Source organism: Undibacterium sp. WLHG33, assembly GCF_049544815.1.
In the GTDB taxonomy this organism is placed as follows: Bacteria; Pseudomonadota; Gammaproteobacteria; order Burkholderiales; family Burkholderiaceae_D; genus Undibacterium.
Genome location: NZ_CP186697.1, coordinates 734,187 through 756,415, shown reverse-complemented (window position 1 = coordinate 756,415; position 22,229 = coordinate 734,187). Strand labels below are relative to the sequence as shown.

11 protein-coding genes are annotated in these 22,229 nt (G+C 51.2%); 10 read left to right on the top strand and 1 reads right to left on the bottom strand.

Annotation, left to right across the window (positions count from 1 at the left end; all coding sequences use genetic code 11):
* Positions 1 to 254: 254 nt before the first annotated feature.
* A complete protein-coding gene (glnE, locus tag ACOTSW_RS03450) occupies positions 255 to 3,005 on the bottom strand; it encodes a bifunctional [glutamate--ammonia ligase]-adenylyl-L-tyrosine phosphorylase/[glutamate--ammonia-ligase] adenylyltransferase (RefSeq protein WP_423681018.1) in 2,751 nt (916 codons plus the stop codon).
* 268 nt (positions 3,006 to 3,273) lie between these two features.
* Here glnE and ACOTSW_RS03445 point away from each other — a divergent pair, with 268 nt between their 5' ends.
* From ACOTSW_RS03445 to ACOTSW_RS03400, 10 genes are all read left to right on the top strand, one after another.
* A complete protein-coding gene (locus ACOTSW_RS03445; protein WP_423681017.1) occupies positions 3,274 to 7,530 on the top strand; it encodes a YhdP family protein in 4,257 nt (1,418 codons plus the stop codon).
* Positions 7,527 to 8,324, top strand: a complete 798-nt coding sequence (locus ACOTSW_RS03440) for a carbon-nitrogen hydrolase family protein (RefSeq protein ID WP_423681016.1) — start codon at positions 7,527 to 7,529, stop codon at positions 8,322 to 8,324. The genes ACOTSW_RS03445 and ACOTSW_RS03440 overlap by 4 nt, the downstream gene beginning before the upstream one ends.
* Before the next feature lie 124 nt (positions 8,325 to 8,448).
* The gene (gene tldD, locus ACOTSW_RS03435; RefSeq protein ID WP_423681015.1) at positions 8,449 to 9,909 is read left to right on the top strand and encodes a metalloprotease TldD; all 1,461 of its coding nucleotides are present in this window, start codon (positions 8,449 to 8,451) and stop codon (positions 9,907 to 9,909) included.
* A 35-nt stretch (positions 9,910 to 9,944) separates the two neighbouring features.
* Positions 9,945 to 10,712 (top strand): cellulose biosynthesis protein BcsQ, encoded by a 768-nt coding sequence (gene bcsQ, locus ACOTSW_RS03430; RefSeq protein WP_423681014.1) that lies wholly within the window; start codon positions 9,945 to 9,947, stop codon positions 10,710 to 10,712.
* 478 nt (positions 10,713 to 11,190) lie between these two features.
* Positions 11,191 to 11,682: a cellulose biosynthesis protein BcsD gene (bcsD, locus tag ACOTSW_RS03425; RefSeq protein WP_423681013.1), complete on the top strand. Its 492-nt coding sequence runs from the start codon at positions 11,191 to 11,193 to the stop codon at positions 11,680 to 11,682.
* Between the two features lie 47 nt (positions 11,683 to 11,729).
* On the top strand, positions 11,730 to 12,350 hold the full coding sequence (bcsP, locus tag ACOTSW_RS03420; protein WP_423681012.1) for a cellulose biosynthesis protein BcsP: 621 nt from the start codon (positions 11,730 to 11,732) through the stop codon (positions 12,348 to 12,350).
* The gene (bcsQ, locus tag ACOTSW_RS03415; protein ID WP_423681011.1) at positions 12,347 to 13,114 is read left to right on the top strand and encodes a cellulose biosynthesis protein BcsQ; all 768 of its coding nucleotides are present in this window, start codon (positions 12,347 to 12,349) and stop codon (positions 13,112 to 13,114) included. Before bcsP ends, bcsQ (ACOTSW_RS03415) begins: the two co-directional genes overlap by 4 nt.
* Positions 13,115 to 13,173: 59 nt before the next feature.
* Entirely contained in the window at positions 13,174 to 15,276 is a 2,103-nt protein-coding gene (gene bcsA, locus ACOTSW_RS03410) for a UDP-forming cellulose synthase catalytic subunit (protein WP_423681009.1), read from the top strand.
* 3 nt (positions 15,277 to 15,279) lie between these two features.
* Complete coding sequence (gene bcsB, locus ACOTSW_RS03405; protein WP_423681007.1) at positions 15,280 to 17,655, top strand: cellulose biosynthesis cyclic di-GMP-binding regulatory protein BcsB; 2,376 nt, start codon at positions 15,280 to 15,282, stop codon at positions 17,653 to 17,655.
* Between the two features lie 158 nt (positions 17,656 to 17,813).
* Positions 17,814 to 22,226: a cellulose synthase subunit BcsC-related outer membrane protein gene (locus ACOTSW_RS03400; RefSeq protein WP_423681005.1), complete on the top strand. Its 4,413-nt coding sequence runs from the start codon at positions 17,814 to 17,816 to the stop codon at positions 22,224 to 22,226.
* Positions 22,227 to 22,229: the final 3 nt, after the last annotated feature.

Genomic DNA, 22,229 nt, shown 5'->3' with positions numbered 1-22,229 from the left:
TTATTTTTTTCAAAGAATATGTTGCGGGTGACAGAGGCAGTGTCTGGCATCGGTGCTGATGTTGCCGCGAGGGCGGGGGAGCGAGGCATGCTAAAGGTGTTATTTGATGCCGGTCGCGGCTTTGCTTGGGCGACTGGTATTTGCCGATAATGAAAAGAGGAATGGCTGATGAGAACCAGTCAGGGGAGCAGATGCAGGGCAAAGGCGTTTGGGTGTCGTCCTTACCCTGAGACAGGCGGAAATTCGGAGGGGATTTAGGCTGGGGTGATGTCCTTACCAAACAGCGAGTCCCATAATTGCCGGGTTGCTTCTGCTTCCCGGGCAACCTTGGTGACAGCGATGCGAGCACGGTCTTCCCCTTGCAAGCGTATGCCATGTTGTAACTTGCGCAGCCAGCGATAGGCTTTGGCAGTTTGTCCAGCCAGATCAGCATCAATCAGTTCGAGCTCACCACATAGTTTCAGCAAGGCGATATTACCGATATTGGCGGTCAGCTGCGGATACTGGTGGGCATATCTGAGCACTAAATACTGCACTATGAATTCAATATCGATCATGCCGCCAGCATCATGCTTGAGGTCAAATAATTCGCTCCGGTTAATGTTGGCGTCACGCATTTTTTTGCGCATGCTGACGACTTCCTGCGATAAGCTGACAGCATCTCTGGGCTGACGTAATACCTGATCGCGGATACGTTCAAATTCCTGTGCTATCCCGCTGTCACCGGCGCAAAAGCGGGCGCGGGTCAGTGCCTGATGTTCCCATAACCAGGCGGATTTTTCCTGATAGCGGGCAAACGAGCTTAGCGACGACACCAATAATCCGCTGGCACCATCGGGACGCAGCGCAATATCAATGTCAAACAGTATGCCCGCCGGTGTATGGCTGGTCATCCAGGTGATGAAGCGCTGTGCCAGTTTGGCGTAATTACCGGGCGCTTCCTGATCGTCATCATCGTACAGAAAAATCACATCCAGGTCCGACGCGTAACTGAGTTCTTTACCGCCCAGTTTGCCGTAGGCGATCACGGCAAAGCGCGGCACTTCGCGATGCCTGCCGGCGATGGTTTCCCATGCGGCCTGTAAGGTTGCGGCCACGATCAGATCAGCGAGTTTCGAGAGTTCATCCGCCAGATGCTCAACGCTGAGCTGGCCTTCCAAATCCTGAGCCAGTAAGCGGAATTGCATTGCATGGTGCAATTCACGTAGGGTTTCCATCTGGCGTTCCGTGTCGCCCTGATGCTGGCTGAGTTGGCGCTGCAGATCCTGCTCAAAGCTGCTCCAGTCAGGACGCTGGTGCAGCGATGATTCGTCGAGTAGTTCATCCAGCAGAATCGGATGGCGTGTCAGGAACTTGGCGGCCCAGTCGCTGGCGGCCATCATACGGATTACGCGTTCCAGCGCGTGCGGATATTCGGTCAGTAAAGACAGATAAGCAGATCGACGCGCAATGGTTTCGAGAAAATCAAGCAGACGGTTCCAGCAAGCCAGTTGCATTTCTTCCAGTCTGGCAATCTGCGGCAAAGCATTGTTGATCAGCGCAATCATTTTTGTGCGGCTCGATTCAGACAAGCTCTGAATTTTCGCTGATTGCCAACTGGCGATCAGTCTGCGCGCAACATCGCCCGCCTCATGGAAGCCTGCGCTTGTCAGTTGTGATGTCAGTAGTTCTTCGCTGTCGCTGCTGCCGAGACTGGCCGTCAGCAAGTATTGGGCTGCTTCTGTACTGTTGTCTGCTTTATCTTTAAAAATGGCGTCGAACTGTTCCGCGACAAAGGCGCGATGCGGCTGCAATTGCGTCAGTAGTTCGTCCACAGTCTGGCAACGCATCATCTGCGCAACGCGCAGTTGGTCTTCTGTCTGCGCCGGGAAAGTGTGCGTTTGCGCATCATCCAGATATTGCAAACGATGTTCCAGGTTACGCAAAAAAGTGTAAGAAGTAATTAGCTGTTGCACTATTCTGGTGTCGAGTATCCCTTTGTCAGCCAGCGTTTTCAAGGTGTTGCGGGTCGAGCGGTCGCGCAGGCTGGTGTCACGACCGCCGCGTATCAGTTGAAAGACCTGTGCCAGAAATTCCACTTCACGGATGCCGCCGCGACCGAGCTTTACATTATTACTGCGTTCCGGGTGCTTGCTTTCCTGGCGTACCACTTCGGCACGAATCTGGGCATGCATGGAGCGCAGCGAATCAATCGAGCCGTAATCGAGATAGCGCCGATAGACAAACGGGCGGATAATTTTTTCCAGCGTGGTTATATCTTCCGCTGTGCCAGTCATGGCGCGTGCTTTGACCCAGGCATAACGTTCCCACTCGCGACCCTGAATCAGAAAATATTCTTCGACCATACCAAAGCTGGCGACCAGCGGCCCGGAGGCGCCGTTCGGGCGCAATGCCATGTCAACGCGGAAACTGAAACCGTCTTCGGTTACTTCAGAAATCGCGGCAATCAGCTTTTTTCCGAGGCGGGTGAAATATTCATGATTCGACAAGCTGCGTTGCGTGCTGTCGCTGGTAACGGTGTCGCCATCTTCGGCATAGCAAAAGATCAGATCGATATCCGACGAGACATTGAGTTCATAGCCGCCGAGCTTGCCCATGCCGAGCACGATCATTTCCTGTGCGCGGCCGCTTTCTTCCCCGGTCGGCGTACCGTATAACTCCTGCATTTCTGCATTTAGGGCGGCCAGATGCTGTTGCACGACGAAGTCAGCAAATTCGCTGATGGTTGTCACCACTTCGTTCATGTCGGCGTCGCCGCACAGATCGCGCTTGATCAGTGTGCAGACGACGAGGTTGCGCAAACGACGCATGGCTTTGTTCAGAGTCGCGCCAGATGAAATTTCTTTTTGTAAAATCTGAGCAAAAATCGCCGGGGTCAAGGATAATCTTGAAATCTCGTCCAACATTGTCTGACGGTCGCTGCCGCCTTGTAGCCAGCGTTGCAGGAAACGCGATGCATTCAGAATATCGGGGAGGTCAGCTTGGTCGGGTGGCGTGAGATTCATAGTCAATGTCGGGAAAGCGCGGTTTTGCGTAAGTCCTATTGCAGTGTTGCTTCGATTCTAAGTCATCTTGATCGGCTGCGGGCGTCTTAATCAAAGAAGTGTGAAGTTTCTCCCGGAAGGCATAAATATACTCCGGGGGAGTATTATTTAAACCCCAATGTTTATGCGGACAATTGGGTGAAATGAAGAGAAATATAGGGGAGTATGTTGAAAATTGCGGTATATCCAGTGACCAGTGCCTCGTCGGCAGAATAGTGTCATTGCTTAAATGAGAACGGATATTCCCGCCTCTCAGCCTTCTGCTGCGGAAGATCAGGAGCCAGTGTTGCCAGCACGCTCGCGCTGGCGTCGCCTTTTGTCGCATACTTTTGCCGCTTGCGGTGGCGGGCTCCGCTTTTTTCTTCGTGCGGTGCTGGTGCTGTACTTTGTGTTCTGCGCCCTCGTACTGGTGTTGCGCTATCTGGTGTTGCCACACGTGGCTGATTACAAGCAGGAAGTGGAAACCATGGTCAGCCGTGCGATCGGACGCGAATTGCACATGGTGTCATTGCAGGCATCCTGGCAAGGGCTTAATCCGCAACTGGTATTACAGAATGTGGAGATGCTTGACCAGCATGGCAACGCGGCCTTGCGTCTGCCTGAAGTCAGGACGACGCTGTCGTGGTGGAGTCTGGCGCTGCTTGATCTGCGCTTTGACAACATCGAGCTGCATCAGCCAGTACTCGATATTCAGCGCGATACCGACGGCAAATTGTATATCGGCGGTTTTTTTATCGATCCGAAAAAGAAAAGCGACGGCAAGGGGCTGGACTGGGTGCTGGCACAGCATCAGATTGTCATCAGGCAAGGCGTTTTGCGCTGGAATGACCGGGTGCGTCAGGCGCCGGAATTACAACTCAATGATGTCAGCCTGATTCTGCGCAATCGCTGGCGTCACCACCAGTTTGCCTTGCGTGCAACGCCTCCGGCGGCCTTATCTGCGCCGGTCGATATCCGCGGCGATGTGCAACATCCGGCATTCACCAGACAAGTGTCGGATTTCTCCAACTGGAGCGGCGAACTGTATGCCGATCTGCAAAGTACCGATCTGCATGCATTGCGCTCGTATATTGATTATCCGGGCGATATCAGTCAGGGACATGGTGCAGTACGATCCTGGCTGCGACTCGATCGCGGCCGCGTCGCAGATGTCAGTGCCGATCTGAGGCTCGTTGACGTGCAAGGTCAATTTGCCAAAGATCTGCCTGAACTGGATATGGCGGAAATCCGTGGCCGCGTCACCGCCAGTGAAAAAGCCGATCTTGGCAAAAAATATCTGCCGTCCTTGTTCGGTAAAGCCGGACACACCATTGCGCTGACCGATTTTTATATGAAAGCCAGGGATGGTTCGGTCATGCCACCAACCACTATCAGGGAAAGTTTTACCCCGGGCACAGGCAATCAGTCGGCGAAGGTTGAGCTGTACACCAAATTTCTGGACTTACAAATTCTGGCTAACTTTGCCGGACACTTACCCTTACCTGCAGACCAGCGGCAGATGTTGCTGGATTTTGCGCCAAAAGGTCAGTTAAAGGAATTTTCTGCCTCTTGGCAGGGAACATATCCGGATGTGGCTGCATATAAAGTGAAGGGCGAATTTATTAATTTGTCCATGCGGCCGCAACCTGCACAGTTAGCCCGGGCCAAAACTGCAAAAACACCCGCGAAAGCAGCCGTTCCAGCGATTCCCGGCTTTGAAAATTTATCCGGTACTGTGGATGCGAGTGATCGCGGTGGAAATTTTTCACTCGATTCCAAAGATCTGTCATTACGCCTCACCAGTTATTTCATCGATCCTGTGATGCCGTTCGATCGCCTGCAAATGGAGGCGAACTGGAAATTTCAGGCGGACGATAAGCTGGTGTTTCAGATCAATAAGATGGATATGACGCAAGACAGTATGCATGCCACTTTGTCCGGCAAACACGTCATGTCTATGCGTGCATCTGCGCAGCCGCAACCCGGTGAGGTCGACTTAACTGCGCATATTGACGGCTTTGATCTGAAGCGACTCGAACGCTATATTCCCACCGTCGCCGAAGCAGATTTGCGTCACTGGCTGACGAAAAGCATACTGGATGGCCGTGCCGATGATGTGACTGTGCGTGTTCGCGGTGATCTCGCGCATTTCCCGTTTTCTGCGAGTGACCCGCACTCCAGGAATAAAGGGGAGTTTCTGGTCAAAGGCAGTCTGAGCGGCGGCAAACTGGATTTCACCGCTGGCGAACTGGCCGAAGGCGGTAAGGCGCCTTTATGGCCGGTCATTGACGATATCAAAGGCAATTTCATCTTTGAGCGCGCCAGAATGGAAATTAACGGTGACACAGCGAAAACTCTGGGGGCAGATCTGCGCAAGGTGAAAGCGGTGATTCCCGATTTATTAAGTGCGGGATCTGTCCTGAATATCGATGGCAACGCCAGCGGCCAGTTGCAGACCATGCTGGCATACGTCAGTGCAAGTCCTGTGGCTGGCTGGCTGGGGCATTTCCTGGCAGAGTCGAAAGCAAGTGCGAACGCAGGTTTAACTTTAAAGCTGCAATTACCGCTGCGTCATATGATCGATGCAAAAGTCAACGGCGTACTGCAATTCGCCAATAATGACGTGGTACTGCAACCCGGTATTCCACTGGTCACCGGGGTCAATGGCAAACTCGAATTTAACGAGCGCGGCGTCAATCTCGGGACGCTGAAGGGAAGTGCGCTGGGTGGTCCAATTGTCATCAGCGGCGGCTCACAAAAAGATAACAGTATTCGCGTCCGGCTTGATGGCAGCGTCACTGGTGAGGGTGTACGGCAGATGCTGCCAGCTGCAAATCGCGAGCAAATCAAAATAGACGGTACCAGTCGCTACACCGCAACGATTGCCGTGAAAAAGCAATTACCGGAAATCGTGATTGAATCGAATTTACAGGGAATGGCATTCAATTTTCCCGCACCCCTGAAAAAAAATGCGACGGAGTTGATGCCCTTGCGCATCGAACTGGTGCCACAGAACACAGCTGACAGCAGCGTTTTGCAGGATGAGTTGCGGATGCATCTTGGTAATGCAGTGCATGCAAAATACGTACGTCAGAAAAGTACCGATAAGCAAGCCAACTGGCAGCTCTTGCGTGGCGGTATCGGTGTGAATGTGCCTGCGCCCGAGCCTTTGCGCGGCGTGGCGGTCAATATTGAAGCGAATGTACTGCAAGCGGACGAGTGGCGTAGCGTTTTAAATACAAGTTCCGTCAATACCGCAGTTGGGAATACGACGAACACCTCTGCATTGAACGGTACTACGGGCAAAGCAGCGCAGGGCGGTGCTGCTTTAAATATTGCTCCTTATCTCGACATCAGCACACTGGCATTAAAAACCGGTCAGTTGCATATCTTGGGTAAGCAGCTGGATCACGTGGTGATGGGTATGTCTCATCACAATGATCTGTGGCAGGCGAATATCGACGCCAGTCAGGTTTCTGGGCATATCAGCTGGAATGAGGGCAGTGTCAAAGCTGGGACGGCAGGGCCGGCGGGACCGGGCACGGTGACGGCACGTTTAAGCAAGCTGACGATCCCGCAAGCGGCGACCAGCGATGTCAGTGATTTGTTGGAGGATAAGCGCAGCAGTACCCAGATACCGGGACTCGATATCGTTGCCGATAGTTTTGAGGTATTCAATAAAAAGCTCGGCAGACTGGAACTGCAAGCCAGTAATCAGATGAGTGGCGCATCCAGTGAATGGTTGCTCAGTAAAGTATTATTGAAAAATCCGGATGCGGAACTCAGGGCAACCGGGCGTTGGGGCAACCGTGCAGGGAGTAGCGTAACGCAACTCAATTACGTGCTCGACATTACGAACGCCGGGCAATTGCTGGACAGGCTGGGTTTTGCCAATGTTGTACGCGGCGGGCGCGGACGTTTGGATGGCGACGTGAAATGGAATGGCCTGCCCTATGCAATGGATATTCCGAGTATGAGCGGCAAAGTGCAGCTCGATCTGGCCGCCGGGCAGTTTTTAAAGGTCGATCCGGGGGCCGCAAAGCTGCTGGGTGTGCTGAGTATGCAGTCCTTGCCACGACGCCTTACTCTGGATTTCCGGGATATATTTTCTGAAGGCTTCGCATTTGATGCCATTACCGGCAGCGCGCAGATTGTGCAGGGTGTAGCCCGCACTGATAATCTGAAAATGCGCGGAGTGAATGCGACCGTGGTGATGGCGGGTAACGCAGATATCGTCAATGAATCCCAGCAATTGCATGTAGTGGTCATTCCGGTTATCAATGCCGGCGCGGCGTCGGTGGTGTACGGACTAGCGGTGAATCCCGTTATTGGTCTGGGAACCTTCCTCGCGCAATTGTTCTTACGTGAACCGCTGGCAAAGGCTTTTACCTTTGAATATATGGTGAGTGGCCCGTGGAAGGATCCTCTGGTGAAAAAAATTGAGCGTCAGGACAGTCAGGACGTTGCCGTTGAGCATCGACAGCCAGATGCCAGGAAAGGTGAATGATGAAAGTTGCAGCGATACAAATGGTTTCTTCTGCCACTCTGGCAGACAATATGGCGACAGCAAAACGTCTGCTGACCAGTGCAGCAGGCGACGGTGCCAAACTCCTGTTATTGCCGGAATACTGGCCTTTAATGGGCTTGCAGGATACCGATAAACTGGCGATTGCCGAGCCTGCCGGCAGCGGCCCTATGCAGGAATTTTTAGCGGAAATGGCGCGTTCGCTGAAGGTCTGGCTGATCGGAGGCACTATCCCGCTGCAATCAGCCGAAACTGGCAAAGTCATGAATACGACGCTGGTATTTGATCCGCAGGGAGTGCAGCGCGTTCGCTACGACAAAATTCATTTGTTCGGTTTCTCCAAAGGCGATGAGTCATACGAAGAAGCACGTACCATTACTGCCGGCGAACAGGTAGCCACCTTTGAAACTGAGGCCGGCCGGGTTGGTCTGTCTATTTGCTATGACTTACGCTTTCCTGAATTATTCCGCGCGATGGGGCCTTGTTCTCTGATCGTTGTTCCTGCTGCTTTTACTTACACCACAGGTCAGGCGCACTGGGAAATTCTGTTGCGCGCCAGAGCGATAGAGAATCAGTGTTATGTTCTGGCATCGGGGCAGGGTGGCAGACATATCAATGGCCGTCGTACTTGGGGGCACAGTATGTTGATTGATCCTTGGGGGAAAATTCTCGCGGAATTGCCCGAAGGTGAGGGGATGGTCAGCGGTGACATCGATGCGGAATTGTTGCAGCAGATCCGCACCAGTCTGCCCGCGTTGCAACACCGGAAATTATAGTTGCCATCCGGCTTACCTCTCAGGATGGCTCAACTTCAAGTGTAAGTTATCAGCATACTGTTGTCGTCGCTGAGTTGTTTTACAATGCATATATTGCATTCTTTTGTATTGGTTAATCTACTTTATGAGTTCTTCAAATTCAGCCTTGAACCACCTCGCTATTGCACGTGACATTTTATTGACGCCATTTGGTCTGGACGACCATAAATTGTCGAAAGTGCTTGGTTCTATGTTCACTCACCGTGTGGACTATGCTGATCTATATTTCCAGTTCACCCGCAGCGAAGGCTGGAGTCTCGAGGAGGGCATTGTGAAGACCGGCAGTTTCTCTATCGACCAGGGCGTGGGTGTCCGTGCTGTTTCCGGCGATAAAACTGCGTTTGCTTATTCGGATGAAATATCTGAAAAAGCCTTGTCTGATGCGGCCAAAGCAACCAGAACGATTGCGGTTCAGGGGGCGGGCAAGATCAAAGTCGCTTCCGCTTTGCACGGAATTCAGGGGCGGGATTTGTATTTACATGATGATCCTCTGCATTCTCTTGACGCCAACGAGAAGGTACGTTTGCTTGAGCGTATAGAAAAAATTGCGCGTGCGAAAGATCCTCGTATCGTTCAGGTGATGGCGTCGCTCGCCGGTGAATACGATGTCGTTCTGGTAGCCCGCAGCGATGGTGCGCTGGCAGCAGATATCCGTCCTCTGGTACGCGTTTCGCTGACCGTGATTGCGGAACAGAACGGACGTCGTGAAATGGGTTCCAGCGGTGGCGGTGGTCGCTATGATTATTCCTATTTTTCTGATGCCTTGCTTGAACAATATGCTGATGAGGCTGTGAAGTCTGCTCTGGTGAATCTGGATGCACGCCCGGCACCAGCGGGGCCAATGACGGTCGTGCTTGGCCCTGGCTGGCCCGGCGTATTGCTGCACGAGGCGGTGGGTCATGGTCTTGAGGGTGATTTCAACCGCAAAGGATCGAGTACGTTCTCCGGCCGCATCGGTGAGCGCGTTGCTGCAAAAGGTGTGACGGTCGTTGATGACGGCACGATGCGGAATCGCCGCGGTTCGCTCAATATTGACGATGAGGGTAATCCAACCCAATGCAGTACACTGATTGAAGACGGCATACTGAAGGGATATATGCAGGACACGATGAATGCGCGTCTAATGAAGATGGCAGTTACGGGGAATGCCCGTCGTGAATCGTTTGCCCATTTACCGATGCCACGCATGACCAACACCTATATGCTGGCCGGAGATAAAGATCCGCAAGAAATTCTGGCGTCTGTGAAAAATGGCTTATACGCTGTGAATTTTGGTGGTGGTCAGGTTGATATCACGAATGGTAAGTTTGTGTTCTCTGCCAGCGAAGCTTATATGATAGAAAACGGTAAGCTCAGTTATCCGGTCAAAGGTGCAACCCTGATAGGTAATGGACCTGAAGTACTGAACCATGTGTCCATGATCGGCAATGATTTGCGCCTCGATTCTGGTATCGGCGTGTGTGGTAAAGAGGGACAGAGTCTGCCGGTCGGCGTTGGTCAGCCTAGTCTGCGGATTGATGGTCTGACAGTCGGCGGCACCGCTTAGTTTTTTTACCGGTTTAAAATTGAGGTCAGGGTTCCATGTTTGTGATCGCTGTTGTGTCAGCAAAAGGTGGCGTAGGAAAGACTACGCTATCTGCCAACCTTGCATTCGGTATTGCTCAGCGTGGTCACCCCACTCTGGTGATCGATCTCGACCCACAGAATGCACTGCAATGGCATCTCGGCGGCTTGGAACAGAGCAATTGCAAAGGAATCAGTGCACTGACCGGCCCGCGTACCAGGCTAGCAGGCGTGACGCATGGCAGTCCATACCATGTCTATTTTTCTCCATACGGCAGTGGTGGAGAAGTTCAGCGTCTGCGTTTTGAGAGTGTTCTGGAGCAACAGGATGACTGGCTGCGCTTGAAGTTGGAAAAAGCGAATTTGCCGGAAAATGCGATTGTCTTAATCGACACTCCACCCGGACCCTCGGTTTACATGAAGCAGGCAATTCATGCAGCAGATTACGTGCTGGTAGTGGTGCTGGCGGACGCTGCCTCTTATTCCACCCTGCCTGAAATGGAAGAACTGATCACTGCTTACCGGCCACCCATTTCGCGGTTGAAAGGTTCGGCTTATGTGATTAATCAGTCTGCGAAGCGGCAACTGGCACAGGACGTGTCTGCCTTATTCGCGTCGCAACTGGCTGAGCGTATGGTGCCTTATGTGATCCCTGAAGATGCAGAAGTCGAAGAGGCATTGGCATACGAATGTCCGCTCCTGCATTATCGTCCGGATAATCAGGCCACAAAGAAAATACAGTCCGTCGTTGACTGGTTGCTTGCACGGGTTCCTCAAGCTCACTGAGCGAAGAATAAATCACCTCCTCATTCTGTTCTGCCACCGTTTTTTTGCCGGCGTGGTTTTTGCATAGTCTCCTGGCAAATTCCCTGGAAATATCACTTCCTTACCGCTAAAGACACCGGGTTGCCTTATACAGTTGTGCTATTGGAAAATAAAAAGCAATTAATTTCCAATGTGATAATGTTTTTTCTCAGGCACCGTGTTTAAATAACGGGTAATTGTAAGTAGATGAAATGAGAATTTACTTTTGATAAATTCTGATCTAGCGCGAAGTAATGTTTTTAATAAGAAACTTATTTTTCAAAACAGCGTCTGTACTGAAGTTGATCTCTGTCCAGTTATGAATTGTTGACATTCTTTTACGGTGTTTTGCTGGACGATTACTTTCGGCGGGTGTTACAGTTTTAGACGAAAAACTAGGTTTTGTTCCAGAGATCAGGGGCTGGAAAGTCAGCGAAACAATGAATGGAAGTACCCAAGTATGTTGAATAAAAATGTGCAGTATTACGAATCTCAGCAGTGTGCGATTCAATGGAAAGCGTTTCTTGCCGCGTTCTCTGCTGAGTTTGCCTCAAAAGGTGACGTTCCGGATCTCCGGGCGTTTATGTATCAGATGGGACGGACGATGGCTGCTGCCTTTCCTGCACTTGACGGCACTAGTTTGCAAGCCCTTGAAGACGGCATTAATTCTTACTGGTCGCAAACCAACTGGGGCTGGATGGAACTGATTGAGCAGCCAGAAAGCCTGATCGTGGAACATCATGCCTCGCCTGTCAAAGTAGCGTTTGGAGCGGACGCGCTGACATGGTCTCCAGCCTTGCTTGAGGGCGTCTATGCACAGTTGTTTGACAATCTCGGCATGGATAAATCGCTCTGCTTAACGCAGCGCGGAGATGCTCTGGAAGATGGCCAGTTGTTTGTTTACGAATTAAAGAAGCAGCCCGATGAACCGACATATTTCACACGTCGTTGATTGTCGGATGATGACGCACTAAGAAATTGAAAAGGGCTGTGAAGATTATGGATGATGACGTTAAAAATCTTTTTCAAAAGTTTGGGCAACCAGCGACAGCGTACCAAGAGATAAGCCGCGAAGTTGAAAGCGAGCAGGCGAAAAAACGCTGGCCGCTTTTACGTGATGTCTGGGTTCATGCAATTCCAGATCATGCTTCGGCGGACAATGAAGAGTTTTCTGAGGTGCAACGTATGACACCATCCCTGAAACAGGAGGCGGTTCCTGATGTTCATCGTAAGCCCTTGTTTAACCGGAGTAGCAGTGCGGATATACCTGAGTCTGGTCATCCTTCAGTAAAGAAAAAGGAAACGACGTCTCCGGCAATGGCTACGTTTGCATCGCCAGGCATTTTCCAGTCAGGACCCCAGCAAAAAATGGTGCTCTCCAAACAGGAAGAGCCGTTAAAAAATGAAATGAATAGTTTGTTCCGTACTCCTAAGGCAAGTGTGGTGAGCACGACGGCTGTGCAAGCTGAGTCTCAGAATAATGGTGTCGCCCTGCCTGTACATACCGATAAGCATCAACCGCTTTCAGCGGTGTTTAAGCGCCTTGCCGCTCAGCCTGAACCGGCGAAAACTACCGAATCTCCAGTAAATTCTTTTTTCAAAAAAATCTTCAAATCATGAGAGTGGTAGCTGTTATTTCTCCGAAGGGAGGCGTGGGAAAGACAACGGTGACAGCAAATCTTGCTTCAGCGCTTGCCCGTATGGGCGCCAAGGTGGTGGTGCTCGATCTGGATCCGCAAAATGCGCTGAGGCTACATTTCGGTATGCCTTACGATGATGTAGCAGGAATTGCCATGCGCAGTCTGAGAGATGACCGCTGGACGCATGTGCTTTATGAAAGCACTTATGGCGTTGACTTCTTACCATACGGTACCGTTGAGGAAGATCAGCGGGAAGTTTTTGAAGATACAGTCCGTAGTAATCCGGACTGGTTGTATTTGCATCTGCGTGATTTATCGCTGGACCCGGCAACGGTCGTTTTAATTGATACTCCGCCAGGGCCAAGCATTTATCTGCAGCAAGTGCTGAGCGTTGCACATATCGGTCTGGTTGTACTCAAGCCTGACGCCGCGTCCTATTCGACGGTGCCCTCAATCGAATCTTTGATTCAATATTACACAGCCGGAAGGAAGGATTTTCTTGGTTACTGCTACGTGTTGAATCAGATGGATGCGTCCAGGCAATTGTGTCGTGATGTTCACGGTATGCTGCGCTCGACCTTAGGTGGTAAGTTTGTTCCTTCCACGATACACAAGGATGAGGCTGTCAGTGAAGCGCTGGCATGCCAGACTCCCGTTTCTTACTATGCACAACACAGTTCCGCCACACACGATGTGCAGCAACTTGCTGTATGGCTGCAAGAAAATTTCGGACTGGTTGATTGATGCGCTCGATACTGAATTCGCGATATTTATACGGCCGGCTCAATGAGTTTGGGCGATTGATGGTCAACTGGCCTGGCTGGAATTCCAAGTTGTCCCGGGTTTCAGCGCTGATCGTTGCTGCCGTGCTTTTCTGGGTCTCGATCAGTATGCCCATGGAACTGCCGTATCAGACTTTTTTCTCGGTGGTGATATTTTCTACCGCGATGTATTTGCGCCGTTACACGGGAACGCTGATTTCTCTGATCATGGTGATGTTCTCCGTCAGCGCAACGAGCCGATATATTTACTGGCGGGTCAACTACACAATCGATACCGAAAATCTGGTCGATTTATTTTTCGCTCTGGTATTGATCCTTGCGGAAATTTATGCGTGGCTGGTGTTATTGCTCGGATATCTGCAAACTGCATGGCCGCTCAGACGCAAACCTGCCGTCTTACCGGCAGATACATCGACTTGGCCGGTTGTTGATCTGTTCATCCCGACTTATAACGAAGATCTGGCGGTGGTTAAACCGACCGTTATGGCAGCAATGGGCATAGACTGGCCCAAAGATAAACTGAATATCATCATTCTGGATGACGGACGGCGCCCTGAATTTGCCGAATTTGCCCGGACCGTCGGCGTCCAGTGCTTCACGCGTGCCGATAATAATCATGCGAAAGCAGGCAACATCAATGCTGCGCTGAAACGGACAAATGGTGAGTTTGTCGCCATTTTTGACTGCGACCACATGCCTACCCGTTCATTTCTGCAATATACGATGGGGTGGTTTCTGGTTGATCCAAAATTGGCGATGGTACAGACACCCCACCATTTTTTATCCCCTGACCCATTTGAGAGAAATCTGCATACGTTCAGGCATGTGCCGAATGAAGGTGAGCTTTTTTACGGCCTGATTCAGGATGGAAATGATTTGTGGAACGCTACCTTCTTTTGTGGTTCTTGCGCAATTCTGCGGCGAACCTATCTGGAAGAAATTGGTGGGATTGCCGTCGAAACCGTGACCGAAGATGCACACACTGCATTGAAAATGCAGCGGCTCGGATATAACACCGCTTATCTGGCATTGCCACAGGCGGCAGGGCTGGCGACTGAGAGTTTATCGGCACACGTCGGGCAGCGCATACGCTGGGCGCGTGGCATGGCGCAGATTTTCAGGGTGGATAATCCTCTGTTAGGCAAAGGCCTGACTTTCGGTCAGCGACTTTGTTACAGCAATGCGATGCTGCATTTCTTTTACGGCTTGCCACGCATGGTTTTTCTGCTGGCGCCGATTTCATATTTGTTTTTTGAAGTACATATCATCAAGGCGTCGGCGATTGCGATTGCGGCTTACTCGTTGCCGCATTTGCTGCACGCCAACCTGACGAACTCCCGTATTCAGGGAGCACATCGGCATTCGTTCTGGGCCGAGGTGTATGAAGCCACCCTGGCCTGGTATATTTTCCGTCCAACAATGGTTGCTCTGATTAATCCCAAATTAGGGAAGTTCAACGTGACCGCGAAGGGCGGTCTGGTTGAAGAGGAGCACTTTGACTGGGTTATTTCCAAACCCTATCTGGTCATGCTGGCGCTGAATATTTTAGGTTTTATTATTGGTATCGGACGAGCGATCTGGTGGAACAGTTATGAGCTGGATACGGTTTTGCTGAACATGCTGTGGACAATTTACAATCTGATTATTCTCGGTGCGACACTTGCTGTAGCAACCGAGTCCAAGCAGGTGCGGCGCTCTCATCGGGTGCGTGCCGTACTGAATGCGACACTGCGCTTACACAATGGACATTCCTTCGTCTGTCAGACTGAAGATTTTTCTATGGGTGGAATGTCGCTTCGCATACCTGAAGGCTTCAAATTAGAGAAAGGCGAAGAGGCGATGATTTCGCTGTATGGCACGAACGGGGAATGTTTATTTCCGGCGAAAGTCATTTTCTCAAAAGAGAACTTGCTGAGTCTGCAGTTCCTGAATCTGAATTTGCAGCAGCAGATGGATCTGATCAGTTGCACCATTGGCAGGGCCGATGTCTGGTTGAACTGGTCTGAAGAACGTGATCTCGATCATCCTCTGAATGGTCTGAAAGAAATTGCCTATCACAGCCTGCGCGGCTTTATTCAGTTTGGAGCCGGGTTGAAACAGTATTTCGGAAAAAAAAGCGCTTAGCACATGACTACACTTACTGAAGCGAACATTGTGAAAAACATGAAATCAACATTGCCCTGGAAAAAAACGGTCAACACCACACTTGCGCTGGCGATTGCATTTGGCATGAGTGTGACTGCGCACGACGATGTTTTTGCAAAATCGAAGCGCAAATCTTCCGAAGCGCAGACAGAAGAGACAGAAAAAATTGCCGCCAGCGACGCCCCGGTCGCCGTTTCAACAGCAGCACCAGGCCAGAAAGTGTATACCATCAGCCTTAAGCAAATGGGGCAGGGATCCAATATCGAATTACGCGGTGTTGAGGGCGAGCGTACGTTTCCTTTCACTGTCCGCAGTGACGAAGTGATCACTGCGGCGAAAATACGTTATGGTATTGCGTATTCACCTGCGTTGCTGCCGGATTTGTCGCATATCAAAATCTCAGTTAACAATGAGCTGGTCAGTGTTGTTCCTTTACCGAAAGATAATCCCAAAGGCATCGTTCGTGAAGACAATATCGATCCACGTTATTTCGCCGATTTTAATCAGCTCAGTTTCAAGCTGATAGGACATTACACCAGAGATTGCGAAGACCCTTATCATTCCAGTTTGTGGGCGAAAATCAGTAATACGACGCAGCTGGAACTGACCGTCAGCACGATAGATCTGGCGAATGATCTGGCGCTGTTACCAGGTCCGTTTTTTGATAAACGTGATTCCAAATTGCTGGAATTGCCTTTTGTGCTGCCTGGTGGCGCATCACTGGAATTGCTGCGCAATGCCGGTGTCGTGGCTTCCTGGTTCGGTCATCTGGCCTCCTATCGTGGAGCCCGTTTCCCGGTTGCAGATGGCATGCCTAAATCGCATGCGATCGTGTTCGCTACGACCAAGGAAGCGCCGGCCGGTGTGCAGCTACCCGTGATCAGCGGTCCGACTTTGATGGTCGTGCCTAATCCACAGAACCCGAAAACAAAATTATTGCTGGTGTTAGGGCGCGATAACGCTGAGTTGAAGATCGCAGTTCAGGCCCTGACGCTGGGGCAGACCGCGCTCGCCGGGCAGACGGCAATCATCCGTAACTTTAAAGAACCGGCGATCCGCAAAGCCTATGATGCTCCTAAATGGCTACCTACTTCCCGGCCTGTGAAATTCGGTGAGCTGACCCCGCTGCAGAGCCTGCAGGTAAATGGTCTGACGCCGGATCTGATCAGGATTAACATGCGGGTAGCACCGGATCTGTTCACCTGGCAGACCGAGGGCGTACCTATGGATCTGCGCTATCGTTTCACACCCCGACCAACTATTGACAAATCCACGCTGAATATCGGTATCAATGACGGATTTGTCCGCGCCTTATCTTTGTCCGGTGCAGAACCTGAAAAAGGCAAAATCAAAGAATCCGTGATGCTGTTCTTTAAGTCGGGCTTGCGTTATGCTCAGGAAGAAATTCAGGTGCCGACGTTCAGAATCGGTGCAGAAAATCAGCTGCAATTTCATTTCTTCTACGATTATCCTAAGCAAGGCGCGTGTAAAGACGTGTATCTGGATAACGTACGTTCCACGATAGATCCGGATTCGACTATCGATTTTTCTCACATGCCTCACTATGCGACTTACCCTAATCTCGCCTATGTTGCGAACGCCGGGTTCCCGTTCACAAAATTTGCAGATTTGTCCGAATCGGCGGTTATTCTTCCTGAGCGCGCCAGTAATCAGGAGCTGGAAGTCTTTTTCAATCTGATGGGGCGTATGGGAGAGTCAACCGGCTATCCGGTCACCAACAACAGCCTGATCTACGGCAGCGATGTTGAGAAACACAGTAATAAAGATCTGCTCGTTATTGCGACTAACGGTAATCAACCTCTCCTGAAACAATGGTCAAAATATATGCCGCTGACCATCGATGAGACAGGGAACCGTTTGCAATTACCTACGGGGTTTTTACGTGTTCTGGCACGCTGGGCTGGCAAAGATCTGGATGAACTCGAGCGTAAATCCGGTGAAATGTTAGCCAGTACCGGCAGTGCATTCGGTACCGTCATGCAGTTTGAATCGCCATTATCCAGTGGTCACAGTGTTGTTGTCGTGACGTCTGGCAGCCCCCGTGGCCTGCTGGATGTCACCGATGGTCTGAACAAAGCCGATCTTCGCAGCCAATTCCAGGGCGATCTGGTATTGATTAAAGGCGACAGGGTCGTCAACGCACTGGTTGGTAACACTTATTACTCCGGTCATCTGCCGTTCTGGACCTGGCTGAAGTGGAATCTGTCAACGAAACCGGTCGTGCTGATTGTGTTCCTGATGCTGGCTTCACTGATTGCTGCAGCTTTACTGTTCCGCTATTTACGGAGAAAGGCAGCACAGCGCCTGAAGGCGAACGAGCCGAAAGACCAACATTGATACATCAAAAATAACTGAATAAAACAGTCATTTCACGCAGGCAGACCACATGAATGTGGTCTGCCTGTTTATAATTTATCGTCAGTTTTTAAAGCGGATTTCACAATCGTAAGCTGAGGCAGAGATCGCTTCATCTAAGTGTTGAATAGGGGATGGTAATGGTTTTCAAAAGAAAAGCGATGGTGTTGGCGCTTTTAGCGATGTGTGTCGAATGCAGCACGGCTTTTGCGAACTCTCCTCTGACCCAGAAATTAATTGAACAGGCACACTTTTGGGAACAGCGCGGTCGCGACGATAATGCGGCGGATGCCTGGCGCAAGGTGCTGAAAGTCGATGCGAACAATATTGAGGCTTTGGTTGCCTTAGGCATATTTGATGCCCACAGTGGCAATGCTGAGCTTGCAAAAAGTCACCTCAATAAACTGATAGAAATCAAGGCAGGCAGTGCGCAGATCCGGTTAGTTGAAAAAGCAATCAGTCTTGGTACTGGCGGTGGTAAATCTCAGCTTGAAAATGCCAGACGACTGGCGCAGCAAGGCGATACCGAAGCTGCAGCCGAGAGTTATCGCCAGCTTGGCGATGCATCCCGACTGAAAGGTGATGCGGCGTTTGAATATTATCAGGTGCTGGCAGGGACAAAAACTGGTTATGCCGAGGCAAAGCGAGGCCTTGAAAAGCTGACGAAAGAAAATCCTTCCAATCATAAATATGCATTGGCATATGCGCAGGTGCTGACTTATCGTGAGACCAGCAGGCCAGAGGGACTCGCGTTACTGGAAAATCTGAGTAACAAAGCCGAAGTATCTAAACAGGCGGAAGAGGCGTGGCGTCAGGCATTGACCTGGATGGGACTGCAAAGCAGCAACAGTAAATATTTCCGCAGCTATCTGGAAAAACATCCCCAGGATAAAACCATACAGGACAAACTCGCCAGCGTGAATCGTCCGGCCAGAAGTAATGCGTCGGAAGAGCGCCGTCCTGTCAACAAGCCCAAGCCTGAAAGTCCTCTGGCAAAAGGATCGGCGCTCGGGTTTAAAGCGCTGGATGCCAACGATGTGCCGACCGCTGAGAAAGAATTTCAGGCACTGATTAAGTCTCACCCTAAAGATCCGGTCGGATATGGCGGTATGGGGCTGGTCAAAATGCGCCAGGAAGAATTTATTGAGGCGCGTAAGTTCCTGCAAAAAGCTTTGGATCTCTCATCCGCCAAAGCGAAATCGAATTGGAAACAGGCATTTGATGGTGCCAATTACTGGGCATTGATCGAAGATGCGCGCACGGCGTTTGAGGATGCGGACAGCGCAAAAGGAATCGCCTTATTGCGCAAAGCCATTGAGATTAACGGTACCGAGCCCTCAGGTATTTTGCAACTTGCCGAAGCATTGCAGGCTGAGAATGATATGGCCGGCGCAGAAGAAAACTTTAAACGTGTTTTCAACGCCGATAAAAAAGAAATGCGCGCGCTGGACGGACTGATTGGCATTTATGTTTTGCAGAAGCGGCTCAGCGATCTTGAGGCACTAGGCGAATATTTATTACCTCGTCATCTGGCGATCGTCGCAAATCTGAAGTCTGAGCAAATGGCAGTGCAGGCGAAGCAACTTGAATCGGCTGGCGATATCATCGGTGCGCAAAGGGTGTTGGAAGACGCGGTACTGATCAAACCGGAAGATGCCTGGTTAAGGATGTCGCTGGCGAAAATTTATCTGAAACGGGACATGGCACCGCAGGCGCAGGCACTGTTAGATGCGCTCACGAATGTTGAAAAGCCCGATGCGGAGGCGTTGTACGTCAGTGCCTTGCTCAGTCAGATGCAGCAACTGTGGTGGGAGGGTTTGCAAACGCTAGAACGTGTGCCAGCCAACGCACGCAAACCAGAAATGTTTGCGTTGCAAAAGCAATTATGGATACGCGTCCAGCTTGACCGGATTGATCTTCTGAACAAACGTGGTTATGTCGATCAGGTCAGGGATATCCTGACACAGATTGAAGCAGCTGCAGGAACGGATAGTGAGTATATCGGCACCCTCGCTGCTTTGTACATCAAGTTAGGCGATACCGAACGCGGTTTTGCCATGATACGCCAGGCAGTACAAAATACGCAGCAGCCTTCTGCCAGTTTGTTATTGCAATATGCCAGCACCCTGATGCAGGCGAATCAGGAAGCAGAGCTCGAAGCCGTGATGCGTAAAGTGGCAGCGATGCCGAAATTGCAGGAGGACGAAGTAAAATCCTTCAGGCAATTGCAAAAGGCTTTGTCCATGCGCTACTCCGAGCGCGCCAGAGAGGCGAAAGACTACGCCGCTGCTTACGCTTATATCCAGCCTTATCTGATCGAGACGCCGGACGATAATTTATTGCTGCTGACATTAGCGCGCATTTATTCGTCTGCCGGTGATACTGAACCGGCAAAAGAGTTGTACACCAAGGTACTGGAAACCGATCCGGATAATCCAGAGGTCTTACAAGGACTGGTCTTTGCGGCAATACAAATCAAAGATTTCAGCGGCGCCGAAAATTATCTTGAGAAATTAATGCGCATGCAGCCGGAGAATCCACGCTTTATAGCGCTGGCGGGTAATGTCGCGCGCGCGCAGGGACACAATAGCAAGGCGCTGGGTTACTTCAAAAAAGCTCTGGCACTGGAGCAGGCGCAGCGACCATTGTCAGGTGCCGGTGTTGATGGTTTGCGTCTGGTCACGCCGGGTTCTGTTGCCAACAATCTCAACAATTTCAAAGTCAATCCTTTTGCCGAACGTAAGGCAGATGCTGTTCCGGCAGCGGCGCAAGTTGCTGTGCAGCCAACAGTGGTTACAGCCGCTCCGCGCACACCGCCGGTGTTGAAGGAAGTGCCGCAACTTGGTCCGCAATATGCTGCTGTCGCGTCGCCGGCAGCGAAGTTGCCTGCGGCAAATTCCTCTGCCACAACGTCGGCCGCAGTGGCACCGGTCGCAGCCGTTGCCGCTGCACCAGCGAGTGCGGCCATGATAAAGGCGACACCTGTCACTCCGACTGTACCTGCCGCCGCGGTTAATTCAGGAATGGCTGCAAGTAGCAACGTCGTCAGCAAACCAGCGTCTGCACCGGTATTGCTGAATGTGCCGAGCGCACCACCAGCAACACCAGCAACACCAGCAACACCAGCAGTATCAGTAGCTCCATCTCCGACTCCAACGGTATCGCGCAACAATCCGGTGCCAGCAACTCCTGTTGTGAGCGGATATGCTGCCAGCGGAGCCGAGGTGAAAAATGCAGCGCCATTGACGTCTGTGACTGGGCGCAAAGCAAATTCAGTCACGTCAACTTCGTCTGTCAGCCCGGAAGAGGCGGCACTGATCAAAGAGATTGATGCTCTGAATGAGTTGAACCGCTCCGAAGTCACCGCCGGGTTTTCCGCCAGAGCACGCAGCGGTCAAAGTGGTTTATCTCAGTTAAAAGATCTGGAAACACCGATAGAAGCACATATCACGACCCTGGGTTATGGTCAGTTTGGCTTGAAGGTGATTCCGGTCGTGATTGATGCCGGTACCTTGCAACTGAATGATGCAAATATCGCAGGCCAGTTCGGGCGTAATGCCATACTCAATGAACAGGCAAAATTCGCCAAAGTCGCTTTTTCAACACAAGCCAGAACACGTGGCTTATCGGATGCGTCTTCCATCGAGCAAGTGGCGAAAGGTGTCGCGCTGAATATGAGTTACGAACTGGCGGGTGTGAAGCTTGATGTTGGCTCCAGCCCGCTGAACTTCCCTATCCAGAATGTTGTCGGCGGACTGCGCTGGAGCACACAGTCGGATGGTCTTAATTTTAGTGCTGAATTGTCCCGTCGGTCAGTGACGGATAGTTATTTGTCGTATGCAGGCGCAAAAGACAGCCTGTACGGGCTGAACTGGGGCGGCGTCACCAGAAATGGCTTGCGTCTCGATGCGTCCTACGATGGCGAGGATGGCGGCGTGTACGGCGCGCTGGGCTTGTATGGCATCAATGGTAAAAACGTCGTCAAAAACACGCAGGTTGATGCGGGTGCAGGTATTTACTGGCGTGCTTACCGAACCAAAGACACCACAGTGACAACCGGGCTGGGTTTGAATTCAAGTTTCTATAAAAAGAATCTGCGTTATTTTACTTACGGTCACGGCGGGTATTTCAGCCCGCAATCGTATGTCGCGCTGAATGTACCGCTCGAGATCAGCGGACGTTATGGCAAATTGTCATATCAGGCCGGTGCATCGGTCGGTGTTCAGCATTTCCGTGAAGATGCGACACCGTATTACCCTTTGATCAGTGCAGATCAGACCGAGCTTGAGTTATTTGCGGCGGCGAATCCAGCGTTGAATATTGCCAGCAGCTATGCGGGGCAATCGCATACCGGATTGCAGTACAAAATTTCCGGCGCCTTAGAGTATTTGCTGTCGCCGCATTTCACACTGGGCGGCCGATTCTCTGCCGATAACTCGGGCGATTTTACCGATGCCAGCGGCATGCTGTATATCCGTTATACCTTTGAGCCGCGGCGAGGTCAGGTCGCCTTTCCGCCGATTGCTCCTAAGCCTTACTATCTGGGAAATTGACCG

Excerpts from the sequence above, each read along its gene's own strand:
- bcsA (WP_423681009.1), top strand. The coding sequence starts at position 13,174 with ATGGTCAACTGGCCTGGCTGGAATTCCAAGTTGTCCCGGGTTTCAGCG.
- bcsD (WP_423681013.1), top strand. The coding sequence starts at position 11,191 with ATGTTGAATAAAAATGTGCAGTATTACGAATCTCAGCAGTGTGCGATT.
- ACOTSW_RS03445 (WP_423681017.1), top strand. The coding sequence starts at position 3,274 with ATGAGAACGGATATTCCCGCCTCTCAGCCTTCTGCTGCGGAAGATCAG.
- bcsB (WP_423681007.1), top strand. The coding sequence starts at position 15,280 with ATGACTACACTTACTGAAGCGAACATTGTGAAAAACATGAAATCAACA.
- bcsP (WP_423681012.1), top strand. The coding sequence starts at position 11,730 with ATGGATGATGACGTTAAAAATCTTTTTCAAAAGTTTGGGCAACCAGCG.
- bcsQ (WP_423681014.1), top strand. The coding sequence starts at position 9,945 with ATGTTTGTGATCGCTGTTGTGTCAGCAAAAGGTGGCGTAGGAAAGACT.
- bcsQ (WP_423681011.1), top strand. The coding sequence starts at position 12,347 with ATGAGAGTGGTAGCTGTTATTTCTCCGAAGGGAGGCGTGGGAAAGACA.
- glnE (WP_423681018.1), bottom strand. The coding sequence starts at position 3,005 with ATGAATCTCACGCCACCCGACCAAGCTGACCTCCCCGATATTCTGAAT.
- tldD (WP_423681015.1), top strand. The coding sequence starts at position 8,449 with ATGAGTTCTTCAAATTCAGCCTTGAACCACCTCGCTATTGCACGTGAC.
- ACOTSW_RS03440 (WP_423681016.1), top strand. The coding sequence starts at position 7,527 with ATGATGAAAGTTGCAGCGATACAAATGGTTTCTTCTGCCACTCTGGCA.
- ACOTSW_RS03400 (WP_423681005.1), top strand. The coding sequence starts at position 17,814 with ATGGTTTTCAAAAGAAAAGCGATGGTGTTGGCGCTTTTAGCGATGTGT.